General features: G+C 66.6%; 17 protein-coding genes. 12 read left to right on the top strand and 5 right to left on the bottom strand.

What is annotated here, in order from left to right; genetic code table 11:
* The first annotated feature begins 20 nt into the window (after positions 1-20).
* The 3 genes from minD to QP609_RS05615 are packed head-to-tail and all read left to right on the top strand — an operon-like array spanning position 21 to position 1,619.
* Positions 21-830, top strand: a complete 810-nt coding sequence (gene minD, locus QP609_RS05625; RefSeq protein WP_005415682.1) for a septum site-determining protein MinD — start codon at positions 21-23, stop codon at positions 828-830.
* A 2-nt stretch (positions 831-832) separates the two neighbouring features.
* Entirely contained in the window at positions 833-1,093 is a 261-nt protein-coding gene (gene minE, locus QP609_RS05620; RefSeq protein WP_005408532.1) for a cell division topological specificity factor MinE, read from the top strand.
* Between the two features lie 46 nt (positions 1,094-1,139).
* Positions 1,140-1,619: a hypothetical protein gene (locus QP609_RS05615; RefSeq protein WP_014646351.1), complete on the top strand. Its 480-nt coding sequence runs from the start codon at positions 1,140-1,142 to the stop codon at positions 1,617-1,619.
* A gap of 209 nt (positions 1,620-1,828) precedes the next feature.
* Here QP609_RS05615 and QP609_RS05610 read toward each other — a convergent pair whose 3' ends face one another.
* From QP609_RS05610 to QP609_RS05600, 3 genes are all read right to left on the bottom strand, one after another.
* Positions 1,829-3,073 (bottom strand): DUF819 family protein, encoded by a 1,245-nt coding sequence (locus QP609_RS05610; RefSeq protein WP_046429580.1) that lies wholly within the window; start codon positions 3,071-3,073, stop codon positions 1,829-1,831.
* A 140-nt stretch (positions 3,074-3,213) separates the two neighbouring features.
* Positions 3,214-5,292 (bottom strand): S9 family peptidase, encoded by a 2,079-nt coding sequence (locus QP609_RS05605; protein WP_197621621.1) that lies wholly within the window; start codon positions 5,290-5,292, stop codon positions 3,214-3,216.
* Between the two features lie 241 nt (positions 5,293-5,533).
* On the bottom strand, positions 5,534-7,498 hold the full coding sequence (locus QP609_RS05600) for an oligopeptide transporter, OPT family (RefSeq protein ID WP_197621620.1): 1,965 nt from the start codon (positions 7,496-7,498) through the stop codon (positions 5,534-5,536).
* A 200-nt stretch (positions 7,499-7,698) separates the two neighbouring features.
* Here QP609_RS05600 and QP609_RS05595 point away from each other — a divergent pair, with 200 nt between their 5' ends.
* A complete protein-coding gene (locus QP609_RS05595; protein ID WP_111205854.1) occupies positions 7,699-8,847 on the top strand; it encodes a heparan-alpha-glucosaminide N-acetyltransferase domain-containing protein in 1,149 nt (382 codons plus the stop codon).
* Between the two features lie 109 nt (positions 8,848-8,956).
* Positions 8,957-10,711, top strand: coding sequence for an oligopeptide:H+ symporter (locus QP609_RS05590; RefSeq protein ID WP_197621619.1), 1,755 nt, complete (start codon positions 8,957-8,959; stop codon positions 10,709-10,711).
* A 54-nt stretch (positions 10,712-10,765) separates the two neighbouring features.
* On the opposite strand, the gene QP609_RS05585 is transcribed toward QP609_RS05590, so the two are convergent.
* Both QP609_RS05585 and QP609_RS05580 read right to left on the bottom strand, forming a co-directional pair.
* Complete coding sequence (locus QP609_RS05585) at positions 10,766-12,754, bottom strand: prolyl oligopeptidase family serine peptidase (protein WP_046429487.1); 1,989 nt, start codon at positions 12,752-12,754, stop codon at positions 10,766-10,768.
* A 163-nt stretch (positions 12,755-12,917) separates the two neighbouring features.
* Positions 12,918-13,553: a LysE family transporter gene (locus QP609_RS05580; RefSeq protein ID WP_005415673.1), complete on the bottom strand. Its 636-nt coding sequence runs from the start codon at positions 13,551-13,553 to the stop codon at positions 12,918-12,920.
* Between the two features lie 137 nt (positions 13,554-13,690).
* Between QP609_RS05580 and QP609_RS05575 the strand changes: the two genes are divergently transcribed.
* From QP609_RS05575 to QP609_RS05545, 7 genes are all read left to right on the top strand, one after another.
* Complete coding sequence (locus QP609_RS05575) at positions 13,691-14,596, top strand: LysR family transcriptional regulator ArgP (protein ID WP_169410935.1); 906 nt, start codon at positions 13,691-13,693, stop codon at positions 14,594-14,596.
* Between the two features lie 185 nt (positions 14,597-14,781).
* Positions 14,782-15,228, top strand: a complete 447-nt coding sequence (locus QP609_RS05570) for a GNAT family N-acetyltransferase (RefSeq protein ID WP_014646343.1) — start codon at positions 14,782-14,784, stop codon at positions 15,226-15,228.
* Between the two features lie 191 nt (positions 15,229-15,419).
* Positions 15,420-17,108, top strand: coding sequence for a malate dehydrogenase (quinone) (mqo, locus tag QP609_RS05565; RefSeq protein ID WP_197621618.1), 1,689 nt, complete (start codon positions 15,420-15,422; stop codon positions 17,106-17,108).
* A gap of 326 nt (positions 17,109-17,434) precedes the next feature.
* On the top strand, positions 17,435-19,627 hold the full coding sequence (locus QP609_RS05560; protein WP_075076127.1) for a TonB-dependent siderophore receptor: 2,193 nt from the start codon (positions 17,435-17,437) through the stop codon (positions 19,625-19,627).
* 181 nt (positions 19,628-19,808) lie between these two features.
* Positions 19,809-21,452, top strand: a complete 1,644-nt coding sequence (gene mdcA, locus QP609_RS05555; protein ID WP_075076128.1) for a malonate decarboxylase subunit alpha — start codon at positions 19,809-19,811, stop codon at positions 21,450-21,452.
* Between the two features lie 10 nt (positions 21,453-21,462).
* Positions 21,463-21,783, top strand: a complete 321-nt coding sequence (gene mdcC / locus QP609_RS05550) for a malonate decarboxylase acyl carrier protein (protein ID WP_134808613.1) — start codon at positions 21,463-21,465, stop codon at positions 21,781-21,783.
* Complete coding sequence (locus tag QP609_RS05545) at positions 21,780-22,688, top strand: biotin-independent malonate decarboxylase subunit beta (RefSeq protein ID WP_197606262.1); 909 nt, start codon at positions 21,780-21,782, stop codon at positions 22,686-22,688. Before mdcC ends, QP609_RS05545 begins: the two co-directional genes overlap by 4 nt.
* The last annotated feature ends 1 nt before the right edge of the window (position 22,689 follow it).

Below are 22,689 nucleotides of genomic sequence, written 5' to 3'. Positions count from 1 at the left end.
GCAGAACCAGGAGAAGTCCTTTGGCTGAAATCATCGTAGTCACCTCCGGCAAGGGCGGCGTCGGCAAGACCACTTCCAGCGCGAGCCTGGCCTGCGGCCTGGCGCGGCGCGGCAAGAAGGTGGCGGTGATCGACTTCGACGTCGGCCTGCGCAACCTCGACCTGATCATGGGCTGCGAACGCCGCGTGGTGTACGACTTCGTCAACGTCGTGCACGGCGAAGCCACCCTCAAGCAGGCCCTGATCAAGGACAAGCGCTTCGACAACCTGTACGTGCTGGCGGCCTCGCAGACCCGCGACAAGGACGCACTGACCCAGGAAGGCGTGGGCAAGGTCCTGAAGGACCTGGCCGCCGACGGCTTCGACTACATCATCTGCGACTCCCCGGCCGGCATCGAGAAGGGCGCCTTCCTGGCGATGTACTTCGCCGACCGCGCGGTGGTGGTGGTGAACCCGGAAGTGTCGTCGGTGCGCGACTCCGACCGCATCATCGGCCTGCTCGATTCGAAGACCCACAAGGCCGAATCCGGCCAGGACGTGCCGGCCTTCCTGCTGCTGACCCGCTACACCCCGCTGCGCGTGGAAAGCGGCGAGATGCTGAGCATCGCCGACGTCGAGGAAGTCCTCGGCCTGAAGGCGATCGGCGTGATTCCGGAATCGGGCGACGTGCTCAACGCCTCCAACAAGGGCGAGCCGGTCATCCTGGATGTCGAATCCGCTGCCGGCCAGGCCTATGAAGACGCCGTCGCGCGCATCCTCGGCGAAGAACGCCCGATGCGCTTCACCAACGTCGAGAAGAAGGGCTTCTTCAGCAAGCTGTTCGGAGGGTAAGCATGGGCCTGTTTGATTTCCTCAAAGCGAAGAAGACCACCGCCGAAACCGCCAAGAACCGCCTGCAGATCATCATCGCGCAGGAACGCAGCCACCGTGGTGGCCCGGACTACCTGCCGCTGCTGCAGCGCGAGCTGCTGGAAGTGATCAAGAAGTACGTGAACATCGACGTCGATGCGGTGAAGGTCGACCTGGTGAAGGATGGCCAGCACGATGTGCTGGACATCTCCGTGGCGCTGCCGGAAGGCCCGGACAAACCCTGATCCCCTGTCCCGCCCGTGCCTGCATGGGCGGGGCTGCCTGACCCGCATGACCGATACGACAACCGCCGTGGACATCACCTGCGTGGGCGACATCGCCTTCGCCGATGCGCAGTGCCTGCTCGCCGCGCATGGCCTGCGGCTGCACCACGTGGCGGCCGGCGAGCCGATTCCCGGCAGCTACTGGGGCGAGCCCGAGGCGGGCATCATCGCCAGCAACGTCTACGTGCGCGATGACACGCCCGTGCACTCGATGCTGCATGAGGCCTGCCACCTGATCGTACTGCCGCCGGAGCGGCGGGCGCAGGTGCATACCGATGCCACCGACTCGGTGGCCGAGGAAGACGCGACCTGCTACCTGCAGATCGTGCTGGCCGGGCAGCTGCCCGGCGTCGGCAGCCAGCGGCTGATGGCCGACATGGATGCCTGGGGGTATACGTATCGGCTGGGATCTACGAAAGCGTGGTTCGAGCAGGACGCCGAAGACGCGAAGGCATGGTTGATCGAACGCGGGTTGCCAGTGGCGTAAGGCGCGGGCGCGGTTGGCCACGGGCGCGTGGCGACGCGCCGGACCTTGCGGCGCCCCTCTTTCCACTCGGCGCGGTTCGAGCAGGACGCCGAAGACGCGAAGGCATGGTTGATCGAACGCGGGTTGCCGGTGGCGTGATTCACCGGGAACCGGGGTCAGATCCCTTTTGCGTCGCAAAAGGGATCTGACCCCATCACCCCGTCGCCGTATCAGCCCTGCCCGGCCAGTGCGCGCAGGGTGATGCCGACGATGTAGGCCAGGTAGGTGCCGGTGGCATAGCCCATCGTGCCCAGCAGCACGCCCACCGGCGCCAGGGCCGGATGGAACGCGGCCGCCACCACCGGCGCCGAGGCCGGGCCACCGATGTTCGACTGCGAACCGACGGCGAAATAGAAGAACGGCACCTTCAGCAGCTTGCCCAGGCACCACAGCAGCACGATATGCACGGCAATCCAGATCAGGCCAAGCAGGAACAGCCACGGGCGATCCAGCAGCGCCAGCAGATCCATCTGCATGCCGATGCAGGCGATCAGGAAGTACAGCAGCAACGAACCCAGCCGCGATGCACCCGCCCCTTCCAGGTTGCGTGCGCGGGTGAAACTCAGGCTCAGGCCCAGCGTGGTCGACAGCACCACCACCCACACGAACGGCGCGTCCAGGCTGAACTGCGACGCCCAGCTGACGTTGGCCTTGAACCAGGCCGCCAGCGGCGCACCGATCGCATGCGACAGGCCGACGCCGCCGAAGGCCACCGCCACGATCAGCATCAGGTCGGTCAGGCTGGGAATGCGTTCGTGCTCGGCCTGGAAGCGCGCGATGCGTTCCTTCAGTTCATCGATGGCCGAGGTATCAGCGCCACTGCGTGCATCGATCTTCGCTGCACGTCCTGCCAGGAAGATCAGCGCGGCCATCCACACGTAACCGACGCCGACATCGACCACCGCGAACTGGCCAAAGGTGGTCGCGTTGACGTCGAACACTTCGCGCATCGCCAGCATGTTGGCACCACCACCGATCCAGCTGCCGGCCAGTGCCGCCATGCCGGCCCAGGTATCGCCGGCCACGGTGTCGGGATGGATCGCGCGCATCACCAGGAACGCCACCACCGCACCGAGCATGATGCTGGCCGAGGCGCCCAGGTACATCAGTACCAGCTTCGGGCCGAGCCGCAGGATGCCCTTGATATCCACTGCCAGGGTCAGCAGGATCAGCGCCGCCGGCAACAGGATGTCGCGCGCGATCGGGTTGTAGAGCTTGGTGTTCTGGCCGTCGATCAGGCCGACGGTGTTGTAGATGCCGGGAATCAGGTAGCACAGCAGCAGCGCTGGCACGAACGTATAGAAGCGCTTCCACAGCCCCTGCTCGCGCGAGGCGGTCCAGAACACGGCGCCAAGAGTGGCGGCGATCAAACCGAAGACGACGATGTCGTTCTGGATCAGGGCAGTCGAAGGCATGCAGGCGCTCTGGTAGAGCCGGCCGCTGGCCGGCTGCTGGTGGCGGCAGATCAGGAAGGTGTGCCGACCAACGGTCGGCACCCACCGGTAAAGCAGATGGTGAAACAGAAGCGCCGCCCCGGAGGGCGGCGCCGCAACCATCAGTTGCCGATGTGCTGCTTCAGCCAGGCATTGACGGTGTCATGCCACAGGATGCTGTTGTTCGGCTTCAGCACCCAGTGGTTTTCATCCGGGAAGTACAGGAACTTCGATTCGATGCCCTGGCGCTGGGCAGCGGTGAACGCGGCCAGGCCCTGCTCGACCGGGATGCGGAAGTCCTGCTGGCCGTGGATGACCAGGATCGGCTTCTTCCAGTCCGCCACGTGGTTGACCGGGTTGAACTTCTCGTAGTTCGCCGCCTTCTGGTACGGCGTACCGCCCTGCTCCCACTCGGTGAACCACAGTTCTTCGGTGGCGTAGCCCATCATGCGCTGGTCGAACACGCCGTCATGGTTGACCAGGCACTTGAACGGGCCGTTCCAGTTGCCGGCAATCCAGTTGACCATGAAGCCGCCGTAGCTGGCGCCCAGAGCACAGGCCTTGTCACCATTGAGGAAGGAATACTTCTTCAGCGCCGCATCCCAGCCCTTCTGCAGGTCTTCCAGCGGGCGGTCGCCCCAGTGCTGGCTGATCGCATCGGTGAACGCCTGGCCGTAGCCGGTGGAGCCGTGGAAGTCGATCATCACCACCGCATAGCCCTGGCCCGCGTAGGTCTGCGGATTCCAGCGGTAGCTCCAGCCATTGCCGAAGCTGCCCTGCGGGCCGCCGTGGATCAGGAACGCCACCGGGTACGACTTGCCTTCCTGGTAGTTGTGCGGCTTGACCACGTAGCCATGCACGGTGTCGTTGTTCCAGCCCTTGAACTCGAACTGTTCGTAGTCGCCGAAGCTGACATCCTTGAGCACCTCACCGGCGGCGGGGGTCAGCGCGCGCAGCTCGCCGATCGGCTCACCGGCAGCCGGCAGCAGGCCGACCAGCACCTGATCGTTGCTCTTCAGGCTGTTGCGGGTGATCGCCACGCTGTTGCCGGCCACATCGACCGAGGTCACGCTGCCGTCGCCGATCAGCTTGGTGGCCTTGCCGCTGGCCACGTCGATCTGGAACAGCGGGTGTTCGCCGAGGTCATCGGCCGTGGTGTAGATGCTGGCGCCGTCGGCGGACAGGGTGATGCCGCCAGCCGAACGATCCCACTGCGGGGCGATCTCTCGGGTCTTGCCACTGGCCAGGTCCATCGCCATCAGGCCGAAGCGGTCAGCCTCGAAGCCCGGGCGCTTCATCGCGCGGTAGAACAGGGTCTTGCCGTCGGCACTGAACACCGGGCCGGCATCCCAGGCCGGGTTGGAGGCGGTCAGGTTGACCGGCGCCTGCTTGCCCGCCGCGTCGAAGCGGTACAGGTCGAAGTTGGTCGACCACGACTCCTGCTTGCCGGCCACGCGGATGCTGGCGACCACGCTGGCGCCATCCGGCGACCACGCGAAATCATCATTGCCGCCGAACGGCTTGGACGGGGCATCACCGTCGATGGTGGCGCTCAGCGCGGAAGCGCCCTTGACCGGACCGGCCTTGGCTGCCGGCAGCGGCGCGACGAACAGGGTGTTGCGGCGGCCGTCGTTCCAGGTATCCCAGTGGCGCACGAACAGCGAATCGAAGACCTTTCCACTGGCCTTGGCGCCGGCGACGTCCTTGAGCTTCTTCTCGGTGCAGGTCAGGTCCGAGGCACAGGCCTGGAACACGCCGGCGCTGAACAGCACGCGGTCGTCCTGCGGCGACACGTGGTAGCTGTCCACGTCGACCGGGAAGTCGGTCAGCTGGCGCGGGGCGCCGCCGCTGACCGGCTGCGCGTACAGCTGCTGGCTGCCGTTCCTGGCGCTGAGGAAATACACGGTCTGGCCATCGGCCGACAGCGAAGCGGAATTGACGTTCCAGCCGGCCGGGGTGATCTGCTTCGGCGGTGCTGCGTCGCGGGTACGCAGGTTGCGCGCGTACAGCGCGGTGGAGGCCTTCAGGTTGGCATCCACGCTGCGCTTGGCGAACACCACGGTGCCGCCGTCAGCGGTCAGTACCGGCGCGGAGACGCGGTCCATGGCCACCATGTCGCGGACTTCCAGGCCACGGGCAGCGGCGACGCTGGGCAGGGCGGCCAGCAGGCTCAGTGGCAGCAGGGCATGACGCAGTTTCATCGGGGTCTCCGCAGGACGGCAAAAAACCGATGGTAGGCCCGTGCGGCCGGGGCTGCCAAGGCCATCGGTCATGGCTGCCGGTGGGGCGCGGCCCCGCCGCCAGAAAAAGCAAACCGCGCCGTGGCGCGGTTTGTGGGGACACCGGGGTCGGATCCGATTCCGACGGAATCGGCTCTGACCCCAGACGCTGTCAACCCGGGGTCAGAGCCCTTCCCTGCGGGAAGGGATCCGACCCCAACCCTTACGCCATGGCGCGCTTGCCGGTGCGGTAGATCAGCCAGCCGACCAGGAACAGCACGGCCAGGCCGATCCACTGTGCGCCCGGCATGTGGAACGGCACGGCCAGCACGTCGGCGCGACTGCTCACCACGATCGGAATCGCGATGGCGATGCCCATCAGCGCTTCGCCGGTGATCAGGCCGGCGGCGAACAGCACGCCCGGCTTGTGCACGCGGTCGCGGCCTTCTTCGTCATCGGCACGCACCTTGTGGAAGCGCTCGACGAGGTAGGCGATCAGGCCGCCGAGGAAGATCGGCACCATCAGTTCCAGCGGCAGGTAGATGCCGATGGCGGCGGCCAGCACCGGCACGCGGAAGCGGGCGTTGCGCGACTTCAGCCAGCTGTCGAACGCGATGATGGCGGCACCGACCACGGCACCGATGCCGATGAAGGTCCACGGCAGTTCACCACCGAACAGGCCCTTGGCCACCGAGGCCATCAGGTTGGCCTGCGGCGCGGCCAGCGCGTTCGGGTGCAGCTCCGACTTCACGCCGATGCCGTAGGCGGTGGCCAGCAGGTTCAGCACCGGGGCCATGATCAGCGCGCACGAGAACGCACCGATGCCCAGCATCAGCTGCTGCTTCCACGGGGTGGCACCGACGATGTAACCGGCCTTGAGGTCCTGCAGGTTGTCACCGCCGACCGCTGCAGCACAGCACACCACCGCGCCGATCATGATCGCGGCCACCGCGCCCAGCGGCGCGCCGAAGGCGCCGACCGGCTGCAGGCCATCCTTGCCCAGCAGCACCACCAGCACGGCCGAAGCGAACAGGATGGTGGAGATGGTGATGCCCGAAACCGGGTTGTTGGACGAGCCGATCAGGCCAGCCAGGTAGGCCGAGACCGAAACGAACAGGAAGCCGGCGACGATCATGATGAGGGTCATCGGGATGGACACGTGCCACTGGCCGACGATGGCTTGGTACAGGGCCAGCAGCGGCAGCACGAACACCACCAGGGCGACCAGCATCCACTTCATCGGCAGGTCGCGCTCGGTGTGCGCCAGCACCGGGCCACCGCTCTTGCGGGCGGCGGCAAAGCCGCTCTTGACGCCGTTGAGCAGCGACTTGCGGAGCGAGATCAGGGTCCAGATGCCACCGATCAGCATCGCACCGACGCCCAGGTAGCGCATCTTCGCGCCCCAGATGGCGAACGCGGCCTCGGTGGACGAGGCAGCGGCAACCGACGCGGCCAGCGCCGGGTCGGTGTTCATGAAGAACGCCTGGTAGATCGGGATGGCAATGTGCCAAGTCAGGATCGAGCCGGACACCACCACGATGCCGACGTTGAGGCCGACGATGTAGCCCACGCCCAGCAGTGCCGGCGACAGGTTGGTGCCGATGAAGGCGGTGACCTTGGAACTGCCGACGTAGGCCGAGGTGGCCCAGGCATCGGGAATCAGGCGCATCCCGCTTTCCGCGGCCAGCTTGACGAAGGCACCGATCACCGCCGACAGGCCGAGGATCTTCAGGCCCGGGCCCGGGTTCTCACCGGCCTTGAGCACTTCGGCCGCAGCCTTGCCTTCCGGGAACGGCAGCGGGTCTTCGACAATCATCGAACGGCGCAGCGGCACCGAGAACAGCACGCCCAACAGGCCACCGAGGCCGGCGATGCCCAGCACCCACCAGTACTTGAAGTCCGGCCAGTAGCCCATGATCACCAGCGCCGGGATGGTGAAGATCACACCGGCGGCGATCGATGAACCGGCCGAGGCGCCGGTCTGCACGATGTTGTTCTCGAGGATGGAGCCACCGCCCAGCAGGCGCAGCACGCCCATGGAAATCACCGCGGCGGGAATGGCGGTGGCGATGGTCAGGCCTGCGAACAGACCGAGGTAGGCGTTTGCGGCCGACAGCACCACCGCCAGCACGATGGCCAGGGCCACTGCGCGGAAGGTGAGCTGCTTGGGCGCAGCGTCGTGGTTCATGGAAGCCCCTGCTGGCAAAAAATCCCTGCCACGCTAGCGTTCAGGGCAGATCAAGTCCAGCGTGCCAAAGGATGGGGGCGTGTGCTGCGGCGCAATGGGCCGGTACGTGGACCGGCAATCGACCGACCCGGCAAAGTCCGGCTGGGCACGCCGTAAATGATATGTTATATCTTAATGATACCTTGTTGTTACTGCATCGCATGCCCCCTTCCCCCTCCCCCCGCCTGGCCTCCATCGACCAGCTGCGCGGCACCGTGATGCTGTTGATGCTGCTGGACCACGTGCGCGAGACCTTCTTCCTGCAGCACCAGGTGAGCGACCCGATGGACGCGGCGACGGTCTCCCCTGCGCTGTTCGCCTGCCGTCTGCTGGCCCACCTGTGCGCCCCCGTGTTCGTGCTGCTGACCGGGCTGTCGGCCTGGCTGTACGGCCAGCGCCAGGCGGATCCGCGCGGGGCCACAGCTGCGTTCCTGCTCAAGCGCGGGCTGTTCCTGGTGGTACTGGAACTGACCCTGGTGAATTTCGCCTGGACCTTCCAGCTGCCGCCGGAAACGCTGTACCTGCAGGTGATCTGGGCCATCGGGCTGAGCATGATCGCGCTGGCCGGGCTGCTTTGGCTGCCGCGCCCGGCCCTGCTGATGCTGGCAATCGCGGTGGTGGCCGGGCACAACCTGTTCGACGGCCTTCGGGTGCAAGGAAACGGCCTGCTGGCGGTGCTGTGGAAAGTGCTGCACCAGCGCGACTGGATCGAGGCCGGCGCGCTGCGCCTGCGCACCTCCTATCCGGTACTGCCGTGGATCGGGGTGATTGCGCTGGGTTATCTGATGGGGCCCTGGTTCGGCCGCGCGCGCGCGCCGGAGCAGCGCCAGCGCTGGCTGCTGTGGGCAGGCGTCGGCGCGCTGGCCCTGTTCGCGCTGCTGCGGTTCGCCAACCAGTATGGGGATGCTCCCTGGTCGTACCAGACCACTACGCTGCGCACGTGGTTGAGCATCTTCAACGTCACCAAGTACCCGCCGTCATTGCAGTTCCTGTTGCTGACCCTGGGCGTGGGGCTGTTGCTGCTGCGCTTGTACGAATGGCCGCCCCTCGCGCGTGCGCTGCGCCCGCTGTCCGATATCGGCGCCGCGCCGATGTTCTTCTACCTGCTGCACCTGTACGTGCTGAAAGGGCTGTACCTGGCCGCGTTGGCGGCCTGGGGGCCGACCCATGGCGAACTGTATGCCCTGGATTCGGTCAGCGGCCTGCTGCTGGTGGCCTGTGCGCTGGCGGTGGTGCTGTACCCGCCGACGCGGGCCTTCGCGCGGTTCAAAGCGCGAAGGCGCGATCTGCCTTGGTTGCGATACCTGTGAGCGGTGGCCGCCGGGGGAGCGCCATCCCTGCATGGCGTGGATCCACCGGCGGCTGCCTGCCCAGGCCCAGAGGCCTATAATCGCGCCCTTTCCGCTGTCCCCGCCGTCGATGACCGTTGCCGCCTCTGCTTCCGACGACTTCCTGGGCCACCCCAAGGGCGTCTACGTCTGCTTCTTCACTGAAATGTGGGAGCGCTTCTCCTTCTACGGCATGAAGGCGCTGTTGCTGCTGTACCTGACCAAATACCACCTGTTCGGCGACAAGGCCGGCCTGGACCTGCTCGGTGCCTACGGTGGCCTGGTGTACTGCATCCCGGTGTTCGGCGGCATGCTGGCCGACCGCTGGCTGGGCATGCGCCGGGCAGTGCTGTTCGGCGGCATCCTGCTGGTACTCGGCCACCTCGGCATGGCCTTCGAGGGCCACGCCGCGTACCGGGTGAACGGCGAAGTGGTGCGCGACACCTCGGCGCTGGCGGTGACCTACCTGTCGCTGGCGCTGATCATCATGGGCGTCGGCTTCCTGAAGCCGAACATCTCCACCATTGTCGGCAAGCTGTACGCCAAGGACGACCCGCGTCGCGACTCGGGCTTTTCGCTGTTCTACGCCGGCATCAACCTCGGCGCGCTGTTCTCGTCCCTGGTGTGTGGCTTCCTCGGTGAGGCCTACGGCTGGAAGTACGGTTTCGGTGCGGCCGGCATCGGAATGCTGGCCGGCCTGGCGATGTTCCTGTGGGGCCAGAAGTACCTGCAGGGCCATGCCGAACCGCCGCAACCGGCGGCGCTGAAGCAGAAGGTGCTGGGCCTGCCACGCGAATGGCTCATCTATCTGTGCGCGGTGCTCGGCGTGCTGCCGGTGGCATGGCTGATGTGGGCCGCCGGCAACGGCGCGTTCGCGCTGGGCGGTGAGATCAGCCTGGCGCTGATGCTGATGCTGGTGGTGCTGGGGGGCGTGCTGGTCTGGTTCGCCTGGTTCACCGGCACGAAATGCACGCCGGTGCAGCGCCAGCAGATGATCGCGCTGATGGTGCTGATCTTCATGGCGCTGGTGTTCTTCACGATGTACGAGCAGTCCTACGGCTCGTGGGTGACCTTCACCGACCGCCTGCTGACCAAGGACATCGTGCCCTCGCTGGTGATCACCGGCGGCACGCCGCTGCCGTGGTCGATCCTCTCGCTGCTGCTGGCACCGCTCGGCTTCGTGGTCAGCGCGCGCCTGTCGGAACGGCGCCCGGGCTCGGCCGCGCCGCGCACGTTCTTCGCCGCCATCATCGTACTGATGCTGGTGCTGCTGGTGCGCGACTGCCTGGTGATTCCGCAGACCGCCGGCTCGCTGACCTACCTCGGCGGCCTGTTCCTGGTGCTGCTCGCTCCGGCCTTCGCCGCGCTGTGGACGTGGATGGACCGCCGCGGCTGGGAACCGGGCAAGCCGGTGAAGTCGGCCTGGGGCCTGGTGATCGGCGCGCTGTCGTTCGTGCCGCTGGCGCTGGCCGCACAGCAGGTGGGCGCCACCGGCGAGATGGCCAGCGTGTGGTGGCTGGTGCTGGCCTACTTCCTGCTGGCCAGCGGCGAGATGTGCCTCTCGCCGGTCGGCCTGTCGGCGGTGACCCAGCTGGCCGTGCCGCGGGTGATGAGCCTGATGATGGGCACCTGGTTCCTGGCCACCGCATTCTCGGAAACGCTGGCCGCGCTGTTCGGCAAGCTGGCCGCGATCGAGGTGCCGGAAGGCGAATCGCTGGACATGGTGGCTGCCGCCGGTGCCTACGCGCACCTGTTCTGGCTGCTGATGTGGATCGGCCTGGGTTGCGCGTTGGCGGCCTTCATCGCCGCGCCGCTGCTGAAGAAGATGATGCACGGGGTGAAGTAAGTCCCGCGTGCGGAAGACCAGGGCGGCGGAAAATTCATCCGCCGCCCTGTCAGCTCAGGGCGCCTTGTCCTTGCCGGCCACGGGCGCGGTCGTCGCGGTCTTGCCCCCCAGGCTGCGCGCCAGGAACGCCAGCAGCTTGTCGTAGTACTCGCTGCGATGCGCCTCGGTGTAGAAGCCGTGGCCTTCGGTCTTGTAGTACAGGCTTTCCACCGGTGTGCCGGCGCGCTTGAGCGCCGCTTCCATGCGCTCGGTATGCTGGATCGGCGCACGCTTGTCTTCGCCACCGGCCGCGAGGAACACCGGCACCTTGATCCGTTCGGCCAGGTTCACCGGCGACACCGCGCCCAGCTTGGCCGGATCACCCAGCCATTCGCGCAGGTAGGTCACGCCTGAGCCGCGGTCCTGGATATCGCCACGGGTGTACATCATCGGCAGGTCGTAGACCCCCACATAGCCGGCCGCGCACTGATACAGCCCGGGTTCGCGGGCGGCCCCCATCATCGCCGCGTAGGCCCCGTAGCTGGCGCCATAGATGCAGATGCGACGAGCATCGGCGATGCCTTCGCTGATTGCCCAGCGGGTGGCATCGGTGACATCGTCCTGCATCGCCGCGCCCCACTGCTGCGCACCGGCCTGGGTGTGGGCCCGGCCGTAATTGCCCGACCCACGGAAGTTGACCTGCAGCACCGCATACCCGGCGGCGGCCAGCATCTGGGTTTCGCGGTCGTACTGGCCGGAATCGAAGATGTCGAACGGACCGCCATGCGGCATCACCACCATCGGCAGGTTGCGGCCGTTGCTGCCGGCCGGCAGGGTCAGGAAGCCATGCAACGGCAGCCCGTCCCGCGCCTTCAGTGCAATCGGCTTCACGCTGGCACTGCGGTCCACGTCAATCCAGTCGCTGCGGCTGATCAGGTGGTCAGCCTTGCGCGCCACCGTGTCGTAGACGTAGAAATCGCCCGGGTTCGAGCCCGACCAGGTTTCCACCAGCACGACACGGCCATCGCGGGTGCTGGAGGTGATGTAGACCGGCCCTCCGAAGGCGGCTTCCAGGCTGCGGTACAGGCGCGCCTCCGGCGACTTCTCGTCGAAGAACCGGGTACGCGGCGTATCGCCCAGATAGAGCGCGCCCACCGGCACGTGGGTGCCGGGCCGATGGATGATGCGATACGGATTGACCACCTCGTCGCGCAGCAGCGTGGCACGCTCGCCGGTCTGCGGGTTCCAGCTGACGATCGCGTCCGGACCCTGGGTCTGCTCGACGTTGAGATAGGCCAGGCTGTCATCGGCCGAGAAGCCGAGGGCGGTTTCGATGCGCTTGCTGACGGCCTCGTCGTTGATCAGCTTCCAGCTGTCGCCGCTGCGTTCGCGGAAGTACAGCTTGTTGATGTTGTCGCTGCCCGAGCCATGCACGAAGCGCACTTCGCCGGCGCCGTCGGTGGTGAACTCGCCGCGCCGTACCGGCGAGGACGCCACCCGCGAGCGACGACCCGTAGTCACATCCATGCGATCTACGCGGGTGTACGGATCCTCGGCCAGCGGCCATACGGTCACCAGCACGTTGCGCTCGTCGCCCGGCAGGTCGTCGGCCAGGAAGGCGGCCACTGCTTCGACCTTCTTCGGCTGGATGCGGGTCCCCGGGCCCTTGCTTTCGACGCGATAGCCGACCAGCAGTTCGCCGCGGTTGCCGTTGGCGTCGATGGCATAGAGTTCGCCGGTGGGATTGGGTTGGTCGAGCGAGCCCCACTTCTGGGCCAGGCCGATCAACAGGCGCTCGTTGCTGACCCAATCGAATTCCTGCGCGTGGTTGCGGCTGGGCGGCCAGAAACTGCCGACCACCTCCTTGTCCTTCAGGCGCAGGATCGCGATCGCGGTGCTGTCCTCCCTCGGCACCGTTGCCGCTACGTACTCGCCCCCCGGCGAGATCTTGATGTCGGTGAAGGTCTCCCGGCGCAGGTACTGCGTCAGCTCCACCGCCCCCGCGCTGCCTGCGGCAACGCCCCCGATGACGGCCAGTGCGGCCGCCAGAATCGTCCTGTGCATCCTTCCCCTGCTCCTGTGGACACCTTGTCCTGGTCTCCGATTCTAGGCAGGGCAATGGGTTTCCCGCCAGAGCCGGAAAAGACGACGGCACCGTTGCCGGTGCCGTCGTTGCCACTACCTTGGAGAGAGAGTCAGGACGTGGGTTCGGGGGGCGTGCGCCGGGTCAGTGGACCCCGCGCACCGCCAACATGAGGGCCAGGATGCTGAGGATCACGGCGATGGTGCCGTCGAGCACGCGCCAGGTGCTGGGCTTGGTGAACAGCGGCGCCAGCAGGCGTGCGCCGAGGCCCTGCGCGGTCAGCCACAGGCAGCTGGCCGTGACCACGCCCGCAGCGAAGGCCATGCGGGCATTGCCGAAGTTCTCGGCGATGGAGCCGATCACCATCATGTCCAGCCAGAAGTGCGGGTTGATCAGCGAGAAGCCGACCGCGGCCATCAGCACCGCGCGACGGCTGCCGTCGTCGCTGTCGGCCTCGCCCATGCCACCGCCGCCGGCGATCGCACGGCGTGCCGACTTCATCGCATACCAGGCCAGGAACGCGACACCGGTCCACAGCACGGCGGTGGTCAGCCACGGCAGCGCTGAAGTGAGCGTGCGCAGGCCGGCCACGCTGGCAAAGATGAAGATGGCATCGATGGCCGCGCAGGTGGCGACCACCGGCACGATGTGCTTGCGCAGGATGCCCTGGCGCAGAATGAAGGCGCTCTGGGCCCCGACCACGGCGAACAGGCCGATGCCGGTGGCTGCACCAGAGAACCAGGCACCGAGGCCGGTGCTGGCGGAGATGACCGAGAACATGGGATTCACTGCCTTGTATTGCTTGGGGGACGGTGCCTCGCGAAGGCGGACAGCACCGGAACGGGCGCCATTGTCGCGCCGCAACATGGAAAAGACGAGCTAAACTTCCTAAACCAACATTAGCGGAGCTTAATTCGATGCGCATCGATCACGCCCAGCTGCGCGCCCTGGCCGCGGTGATCCGCGAAGGCAGCTTCGACCGCGCCGCGCAATCGCTGAATGTCACGCCCTCGGCCATCTCGCAGCGGGTCAAGGCACTGGAGGACCGGATCGGCCGCCTGCTGGTCAAGCGTGGCACCCCGGCCACCGCCACTGCCGAGGGCCAGTTGCTGGTGCAGCTGGCCGAGCAGACCGCCCTGCTGGAACACGATGCGCTGCACCGCATGGGCCTGGCCGACGAGGACCTGCCCCAGGCCAGCATCCCGGTGGCAGTGAACCACGACAGCCTGGAAACCTGGTTTCCGCAGGCCGCGGCGCAGTTCGCGCAGGGCACCGGGACCACCCTGGACCTGCGCGTGGAGGACCAGGACCACACCGTCGAACTGCTGCGACAGGGCACGGTGCTGGGTGCGGTGACCACGCTGGACGAGCCGGTGCAGGGCTGCCAGATCCACGCGCTGGGCAGCATCCGTTACGCGGCGACCTGCACCCCCGAGTTCCGCGAACGCTACTTCGCCAAGGGCGTGACCGCGCAGGCACTGGCGCAGGCACCGGTTCTGGTGTTCAACCGCAAGGACGACATGCAGTCGCGCTTCGCCCGGCGCATGGCCGGCGATGACCTGCCCAGCACCGCACCGACCTGGTGGATTCCCTCCACCCGCGCCTTCGTGCAGGCCAACCTGGGCGGCATGGGCTGGACGATGAACCCATTGCCGCTGGTCAAGCGGCACCTGGACGCCGGCCGCCTGGTCTACGTACGCCAGCGCGCGTGGGAAGACGTGCCGCTGTACTGGCAGCACTGGAAGGGCGACGTGCAGACCATGGCCCTGCTGACCCGCGCCGTGCTGGATGCATCCTCGGCATTGATCCGGCGCAAGCGCTGACGCACAGCGCAAAAAGGGGACGGAGGGGATTAAGTCGCTTAAGGCCAATACGACATCCAAGGCAAATACGGCTTAATCCCCTCCGTCCCCTTTTTCGGGGCTCCATCGGATCTCCATCAAGCCTACACACCGGGTCCATGCGCGATGCGGATACTGGCGGGCCGACCATTACAAGGATGTCCGGCATGCCCGTGTACCTGCGCGACGCCCGCCCCGAGGATGCCGCTGCCTGCATCGACCTGCGTGGGCGCACCCGCGAGAACGCCTTCAGCGCCGAGCAGCTGGCCCAGCTGGGCATCACTGTGGACAGCTGGGCGGCCGGCATCGCCCAGGGCGATTCGATCGGCCGCGTCGCCTGGGAGGGCGAGCGCATGGCCGGCTACTGCTTCGCCGACCGCGACAGCGGCGAGGTGCTGGTGCTGGCCCTGCTGCCGGACTACGAGGGCCGCGGCATCGGCCGCCAGCTGCTGCAGGAAGTGGTCAGCCTGACCCGCGATGCCGGCCACCGGCGGCTGTTCCTGGCCTGCTCGGCCGACCCGCGTTCGCGCTCGCACGGCTTCTACCGCCGCCTGGGCTGGCGCCCGACCGGCGGGGTCGATGAGGCTGGCGACGAGATCCTTGAACTGGTCTGATCCCACTGTCGCCGGGCATCGCCTGCCGCCCATGTGGCAGCGCCGCGAAACGTCGGATGCTGCGTTGCATCAAAAAAGGACCGGATCCGGTTAGAATCATCGGTGGATGATGCAAGGCGTTGTTTCTTCACGCCCTTTCCCTGCCCCACGCGCATCCTGACCCCTTCCCCTCCGCCAACGATCCCGCCCCCATGAAGAAATTTGGCAAGGCTCTTCTCGCCCTGCTCGTGCTGCTGTTGCTGGCCGCCGCGCTGTTCCTGTACTGGCCGCTGACCCAGCGCTCGGTGCCTGCCGCCAGCAACGACAAGCCCGTCGATGTTGTGCTGGTCGGCGCCGGCATCATGAGCATCACCCTGGCCACCTACCTGCAGGAGCTGCAGCCGGACTGGAACATCCAGGTCTACGAACGCCTCGACGGCGTCGCCGGTGAAAGCTCCGATGGCTGGAACAACGCCGGCACCGGCCACTCGGCGTTCGCCGAACTGAACTACACCCCGGAACTGCCCGACGGCAGCATCGAGACCAAGCGCGCGGTCGGCATCGCCGAATCGTTCGAGGTCTCGCGCCAGTTCTGGTCGCATCAGGTGAAGGAGGGCCGGCTGAGCCAGCCCAGCGACTTCATCAACCCGACCCCGCACATGAGCTTCGTCTGGGGCGATGACAACATCGCCTACCTGCACAAGCGCCAGCAGGCCCTGGTCAGGAATCCGCTGTTCTACGGCATGCAGTACTCCGAGGATCCGGCCCAGATCAAGCAGTGGGCCCCGCTGCTGATGGAAGGCCGTGACCCGAAGCAGAAGGTTGCCGCCACCTGGATGCCGCTGGGCACCGACGTCAACTTCGGCGTGATCACCCGCCAGCTGACCGCCGGCCTGCAGCGCAGCCCGAACTTCAGCCTGCACCTGAACCATGAAGTGAGCGCGCTGCGGCAGAACGCCGACAAGAGCTGGAACGTGACGGTGAAGGACCTCAAGGCCGGCACCGAATCCACCACCCACGCCCGCTTCGTGTTCATCGGTGCCGGTGGCGCCGCACTGAAGCTGCTGCAGATGTCGGGCATTCCGGAATCGAAGGACTACGCCGGCTTCCCGGTCGGCGGCCAGTTCCTCGCCTTCCAGGGCCAGGACGTGACCTCGCGCCATGGGGTGAAGGCCTACGGCATGGCCGAAACCGGTTCGCCGCCGATGTCGGTGCCGCACCTGGATGCACGCAAGCTGGACGGCAAGCCGGTGGTCCTGTTCGGGCCGTTCGCGCTGTACAGCACCAAGTTCCTCAAGCACGGCTCGTGGTGGGACCTGTATTCCTCGGTCACCCACAACAACGTTGGCCCGATGCTGGAAGTGGGCAAGGACAACCTGGACCTGGTGCAGTACCTGATGGGACAGGCGCGCCTGAACGATGCCGACCGCCAGGCCGAACTGGTCAAGTACTTCCCCAATGCCAAGCCGGGTGACTGGAAGCTGGTCACCGCCGGCCAGCGCGTGCAGATCATCAAGCGCGATCCGCTGAAGGGCCCGGTGCTGCAGTTCGGTACCGAGATCGTGACCGACAAGGACCACACCCTCGCCGCCCTGCTCGGCGCGTCGCCGGGCGCGTCGACCTCGCCGCCGATCATGCTTGACCTGATGGCCAAGGCCTTCCCGGAGCAGATGAAGGCCGGCTGGGAAACCCGCCTGCGCGAGATCGTGCCGTCGTACGGGCGCAAGCTCAACGACAGCGCCGCGCTGGTCAACGAGATCCGCACGCTGACCAGCCAGACCCTGCAGCTGCCCTACCTGGAGGTGCCGGTGGACGCGAACGCGGCATCGCCCGCTCCGGCGGCGGTTCCGGCGCCGGCCAAGGAAAAGCGCAACGCCAACGAGGAACTGCAGGCGCTGTAAGCCCGCAGGTTCCCTTCGATGCAGACGGACGGCCACCTTCGGGTGGCCGTTTGCGTTTGTGCAGGCTACCGCCTGTAGAGCCGAGCCCATGCTCGGCTCCGGCAAAAAGCAGCCGAGCATGGCTCGGCTTTACAGAAAGCGATGCCCCGTGCCGGGAACCCTGCGCACAATGACGCGAATTGTAATGTTGTTAAGAATTATTTACATTTGCGTCCTGCGCAGTGACCGCGCCTCGCCCCAGACGGACCTGACCGTGCCCGAAGCCGCCGCCCCGGGTGCTGGACGACTGTTGCCGCCCCTCCCCGCCTCCACGCTTCGAGCCCACCATGTGCCTGACCTTCGATAACCGCCTGCCCCGCCGCGCGCTGCTGCCGGCTGCCCTGCTTTCGTCTTTGACCCTGCTGGCCGCGCCCAGCGCGTTCGCCGCCACTGATGGCGCTGCCGACGCCAAGACCCTGGACCGGGTGAGCGTGCGTGCCGAACAGTCGGCGCCGCCGGCCAGTACCACGCGCCTGCCGATCACCCTGCAGGAAACCCCGCAGTCGGCCACCGCGATCAGCCTGCAGCGCCTGCAGGACGAATCGCTGTTCAGCATCAACGATGTGATGCGCAACGTGACCGGCGTCAGCGTGTCCTTCTATGACACGCAACGCCCGCTGTACTACGCGCGCGGCTTCGCCATCACCGACTTCCAGGTCGACGGCATTCCCACCTACAGCGGCTCGACCAACCAGGAGTACGACACCGCTTTCTACGACCGCATCGAAGTGATCCGCGGTGCCAACGGCCTGCTCAGCGGCGCCGGCGTGCCGTCGGCCACGGTCAACCTGCTGCGCAAGCGCCCCGGCAAGGAATTCGACGCGTCGTTCGCGGTCAGCGCCGGTAGCTGGGACTACCGCCGCATGGAAGCCGACGTAACCGCGCCGCTGACCGCCGACGGCCGCTTCCGCAGCCGCGTGGTCGCCGCCTACACCGATCGTGGCCTGTATTACGACCGCTACAAGGAAAACAAGATGGCCGGCATGGCGGTGCTGGAAGGCGATGTCACCGACAGCACCACGGTTACCGTCGGCTACCAGACCCAGGACAACAACCCGACCGGTTCGACCTGGGGCACCGTGGCGTTCTTCGACAACCAGGGCAACTTCGCCCATCTGGCGCGCTCGACCAACCTGTCGCCGAAGTGGAGCTACTGGAAGCGCGAAAGCAATACCGCCTTCGCCAACCTGGAACAGCGTTTCGGCGACCACTGGCTGCTGAAGATCAACACCGCCTACACCCGCGGCAACGTGCAGAACGTGCGCCTGTACGGCACCGGCAACCCGGACCCGGTGACCGGCGCGGGCATCTACCTGCGCGCGGCCGCCGGTGATTCGAAGGACACCCGCCGCAATGTCGATGCCTACCTGACCGGCAGCTTCCCGCTGTTCGGCCGCGACCACGACCTCACCGTCGGCGCGCAGTGGTCGGACCTGGAAGGCACCACCAATACCGTGGCGCTGAACTTCCCGGGCGACTGGGCGACCTGCGGGCGTGAGCGCTGCTACTACATCCCCAACGTGTTCAACTGGAACGGCGACATCTCCGAAGTGACCTACACCCGCACCGGCGCACGCCGCGTGGCCAAGACCACGCAGAGCGGCGTCTACCTGGCCACCCGCCTGCGCCTGGCCGAGCCGCTGTCGCTGATTGCCGGTGCGCGCCTGAGCCGCTGGGAAACGCTCAGCCGCTCGTACAACGCTGCCGGCGCCTATACCGGCACCAGCGGTGCATACAAGGTGAGCGATGAGGTCACTCCGTACGTGGGCCTGGTCTACGAGATCACCCCGAACGTGTCGGCCTATGCCAGCTACACCGAGATCTTCAATCCGCAGAACTACAAGGACCGCAACGAGAACCTGCTGGCACCGGTGCAGGGCTCGAACCTGGAAGCGGGCATCAAGACGCAGTGGTTCGATGGCCGCCTGACCGCCAATGCGGCGGTGTTCGAGGCCAAGCAGGACAACTACGCGGTGCGTGACATGAGCGTGCCGGAAGGTACGCTGAGCGACGGCAGCTCGGCCTATATCGGCATCAACGGCACCAAGGCGCGCGGTTGGGAGATGGACGTCAACGGCGAGATCCTGCCGGGCTGGACGGTCAATGCCGGCTACACCCGCGTCAAGGTGACCCGCGCCGCCACCGACCTGCTGTACGCCAATCCGCCCAAGGACCTGCTGCAGCTCAACACCCAGCTGCAGCTGCGCGGCGCGCTGGAGCGACTGAGCATCGGCGGTGGCCTGCAGTGGCAGAGCCGGGTGCAGGGCTACAACATCGCCTACCCGCTCGGCGGCACGGTGACGGTGAACCAGCCGGCGTATTCGCTGGTGCAGTTCAACGCCAACTACCGCATCAGCGACAACTGGACCGCGACGCTGAGCGTGCGCAACGCGCTGGACAAGACCTACTGGGCCAACCTGGACTACAACAACTTCGGCGAGCCGCGCTTCGTGTCGGCCAGCCTGCGCTGGAAGTTCTGAGCAAACGACGGGTGCAAGGTGGGTGCCGACCGTTGGTCGGCACGCCCTCCGCCACGACCACGGTCGTGGGCTACCTGAATGGGCCCGTCTCCGTGCGGGCCTTTCCTTTTGCTGCACTGCAGGTTGCACCCTACGCCGTAATTATGCCGTAATTATTCCAACACCCGTCGGAAGCCGGTCAATGAACCCGAGCTGGGATACGTTGGAACGCAGTCGCCAGGCCCGCCTGGAACGTGCCGCGCCGTGGGCCCGGGGACGCGAGGTCGCCGCCGGCGACGTAGGCGAGCTGCTGCATGCACTGCTGGAGCCCGGCGACAAGGTCTGCCTGGAGGGCAACAACCAGAAGCAGGCCGATTTCCTCGCCCAGGCCCTGGCCGATCTTGATCCGGCCCGCGTGCACGACCTGCACATGGTGCAGTCGGTGCTGTCGCTGCCCTCGCATCTGGATGTATTCGAGCGTGGTATCGCTTCGAAACTGGACTTCTCGTTCTCCGGCCCGCAGTCGGTGCGCCTGGCCAACCTGGTGGCTGAAGGGCGCATCCAGATCGGTGCCATCCACACCTACCTGGAACTGTTCGGCCGCTACTTCATCGACCTGACCCCGCGCGTGGCCCTGGTCGCCGCGCAGGCCGCAGACCGGCACGGCAACCTGTACACCGGCCCGAACACCGAAGACACGCCGGTGATCGTCGAAGCCACTGCCTTCGGTGGCGGCATCGTCATCGCCCAGGTCAACGAGATCGTCGACGCCCTCCCCCGCGTCGACATTCCCGCTGACTGGGTCAACTTCGTGGTGCAGGCGCCGAAGCCGAACCACATCGAACCGCTGTTCACCCGCGACCCGGCGCAGATCTCCGAGATCCAGGTGTTGATGGCGATGATGGCGATCAAGGGCATCTACGCCGAGTACGGCGTGAACCGCCTCAACCATGGCATCGGCTTCGATACGGCGGCCATCGAACTGCTGCTCCCCACCTACGCCGAATCGCTCGGGCTGAAGGGAAAGATCTGCCAGCACTGGGCGTTGAACCCCCACCCGGCACTGATTCCGGCGATCGAATCGGGCTTCGTCAGATCGGTGCATTCGTTCGGTTCGGAACTGGGCATGGAGAAATACATCGCCGCGCGAGGTGATGTGTTCTTCACCGGCGCCGATGGCTCGATGCGTTCCAACCGCGCGTTCTCGCAGACCGCCGGCCTGTATGCCTGTGACATGTTCATCGGCTCCACCCTGCAGATCGACCTACAGGGCAACAGTTCCACTGCCACCCGTGACCGCATCGCCGGCTTCGGCGGTGCACCGAACATGGGCTCGGACGCACGCGGCCGCCGCCATGCCAGCGAGGCCTGGATCAAGGCCGGGCAACAGGCTGCGCGCCCGGGCGAAATGCCACGCGGGCGCAAGCTGGTGGTGCAGATGGTGGAAACCTTCCGCGAGCACATGGCACCGGCCTTCGTCGAAAGGCTCGATGCCTGGGAACTGGCCGAGCGCGCGCAGATGCCGCTGCCGCCGGTGATGATCTATGGCGACGACGTCAGCCATGTGCTGACCGAAGAAGGCATCGCCAACCTGCTTTTGTGCCGCACCCCTGAGGAACGCGAACAGGCGATCCGCGGCGTGGCCGGCTATACCGCCGTGGGCCTGGGCCGCGACCGCGCGATGGTGGAAAACCTGCGCGACCGCGGCGTGATCCGCCGTCCCGATGACCTTGGCATCTCCGTGCGCGATGCCAGCCGTGACCTGCTGGCGGCGCGTTCGGTGAAGGACCTGGTGCGCTGGTCCGGCGGTCTGTACGACCCGCCCAAGCGCTTCCGCAACTGGTAAGGGGCTGAGCATGGAAACCCTCGACTATCGATTCGAAGGACACACTGCGGTGCAGTTCCCGCGCGAAGCGGTGCTGGTCGGCGTGCTGGCCTCGGGCAACCTGGAAATCCTGCTGGAACCCGCTGCGCTGGAAGGCGCGATGACGGTGCGCATCATCACCGCCGCGAAGGGCTTCGGCAGCGTGTGGCAAGCGGTGATCAACGACTTCGCACAGCGTCATCCGCTACGCGATGTACGCATCTCGATCAACGATGCCGGTGCCACCCCGGCGGTGGTCAGCCTGCGCCTGGACCAAGCCGTGGAAACCCTGCGTGCTGGAGATCCACGATGAACCGGACGCAGCGCTACAGCTACTACGAAGCCGATGCGCGCGAGCGTATCGCCAGCCTGGTCGATGCCGGTTCCTTCAGGGAATTCCTCGGCCCGGCGCGGCGGATGATGAGCCCGCACCTGGCACAGCTCGACCAGCCCGCGGCGTTCGACGACGGCGTCGTTGTCGGCGAAGCCACGCTGCGTGGCCGACGCGTGCTGCTGGCCGCGCAGCAGGGTGAATTCATGGGCGGCGGCGTGGGCGAAGTGCACGGTGCCAAACTGACCGGGCTGCTGCGTCGCGCAGCCGAAACACATCCCGAAGGCGTGCTTCTGCTGCTGGACACCGGTGGTGTGCGCCTGCACGAAGCCAATGCAGGGCTCATCGCCATTTCCGAGATCATGCGCGCCACCCTGGACGCGCGTGCAGCGGGTGTGCCGGTGATCGCGCTGATCGGCAGCGGCAACGGCGCCTTCGGCGGCATGGGCATCGTCGCCCGCTGCTGCAGCACGGTCATCATGTCCGAAGAGGGGCGCCTGTCGCTGTCCGGCCCGGAAGTGATCGAAACCGTGCGCGGCGTGGAAGAGTTCGATTCCCGCGATCGCGCGCTGGTCTGGCGCGTAACGGGAGGCAAGCACCGCTACCTGATCGACCAGGCACAGGTGCTGGTGCCGGATGCCATCGAGGCCTTCGCGCAGGCGGCCAGCAACGCGCTTCAGCCTGATACCAGTAGCACCGATCCGGATACTGCACTGGCTGCGCTGCAGGAACGCCATGCGGCATTGAAGGCGCGCGTGCAGGCCTGGGGCGATTGCCGCGATGGCCTGGAGATCTGGGCCCGCCAAGGCATCGCAGCCCCCGAGCGACTACCGCTGCTCGACACCGATGAGTTCCTCATCGCCACCGCCGACCGGAGCCTGCCATGAG

Origin of the sequence: Stenotrophomonas sp. 8(2023) (genome assembly GCF_030345295.1) — a bacterium.
Classification (GTDB): domain Bacteria; phylum Pseudomonadota; class Gammaproteobacteria; order Xanthomonadales; family Xanthomonadaceae; genus Stenotrophomonas; species Stenotrophomonas muris.
Note: the sequence above shows the minus strand (reverse complement) of the source record. Positions and strands in the feature narration are given on the sequence as shown.

Bases quoted from the DNA above. Each gene is read 5' to 3' on its own strand.
- minE (WP_005408532.1), top strand. From the start codon at position 833: ATGGGCCTGTTTGATTTCCTCAAAGCGAAGAAGACCACCGCCGAAACC.
- QP609_RS05615 (WP_014646351.1), top strand. From the start codon at position 1,140: ATGACCGATACGACAACCGCCGTGGACATCACCTGCGTGGGCGACATC.
- QP609_RS05610 (WP_046429580.1), bottom strand. From the start codon at position 3,073: ATGCCTTCGACTGCCCTGATCCAGAACGACATCGTCGTCTTCGGTTTG.
- QP609_RS05605 (WP_197621621.1), bottom strand. From the start codon at position 5,292: ATGAAACTGCGTCATGCCCTGCTGCCACTGAGCCTGCTGGCCGCCCTG.
- QP609_RS05600 (WP_197621620.1), bottom strand. From the start codon at position 7,498: ATGAACCACGACGCTGCGCCCAAGCAGCTCACCTTCCGCGCAGTGGCC.
- QP609_RS05595 (WP_111205854.1), top strand. From the start codon at position 7,699: ATGCCCCCTTCCCCCTCCCCCCGCCTGGCCTCCATCGACCAGCTGCGC.
- QP609_RS05590 (WP_197621619.1), top strand. From the start codon at position 8,957: ATGACCGTTGCCGCCTCTGCTTCCGACGACTTCCTGGGCCACCCCAAG.
- QP609_RS05585 (WP_046429487.1), bottom strand. From the start codon at position 12,754: ATGCACAGGACGATTCTGGCGGCCGCACTGGCCGTCATCGGGGGCGTT.
- QP609_RS05580 (WP_005415673.1), bottom strand. From the start codon at position 13,553: ATGTTCTCGGTCATCTCCGCCAGCACCGGCCTCGGTGCCTGGTTCTCT.
- QP609_RS05575 (WP_169410935.1), top strand. From the start codon at position 13,691: ATGCGCATCGATCACGCCCAGCTGCGCGCCCTGGCCGCGGTGATCCGC.
- QP609_RS05570 (WP_014646343.1), top strand. From the start codon at position 14,782: ATGCCCGTGTACCTGCGCGACGCCCGCCCCGAGGATGCCGCTGCCTGC.
- mqo (WP_197621618.1), top strand. From the start codon at position 15,420: ATGAAGAAATTTGGCAAGGCTCTTCTCGCCCTGCTCGTGCTGCTGTTG.
- QP609_RS05560 (WP_075076127.1), top strand. From the start codon at position 17,435: ATGTGCCTGACCTTCGATAACCGCCTGCCCCGCCGCGCGCTGCTGCCG.
- mdcA (WP_075076128.1), top strand. From the start codon at position 19,809: ATGAACCCGAGCTGGGATACGTTGGAACGCAGTCGCCAGGCCCGCCTG.
- mdcC (WP_134808613.1), top strand. From the start codon at position 21,463: ATGGAAACCCTCGACTATCGATTCGAAGGACACACTGCGGTGCAGTTC.
- QP609_RS05545 (WP_197606262.1), top strand. From the start codon at position 21,780: ATGAACCGGACGCAGCGCTACAGCTACTACGAAGCCGATGCGCGCGAG.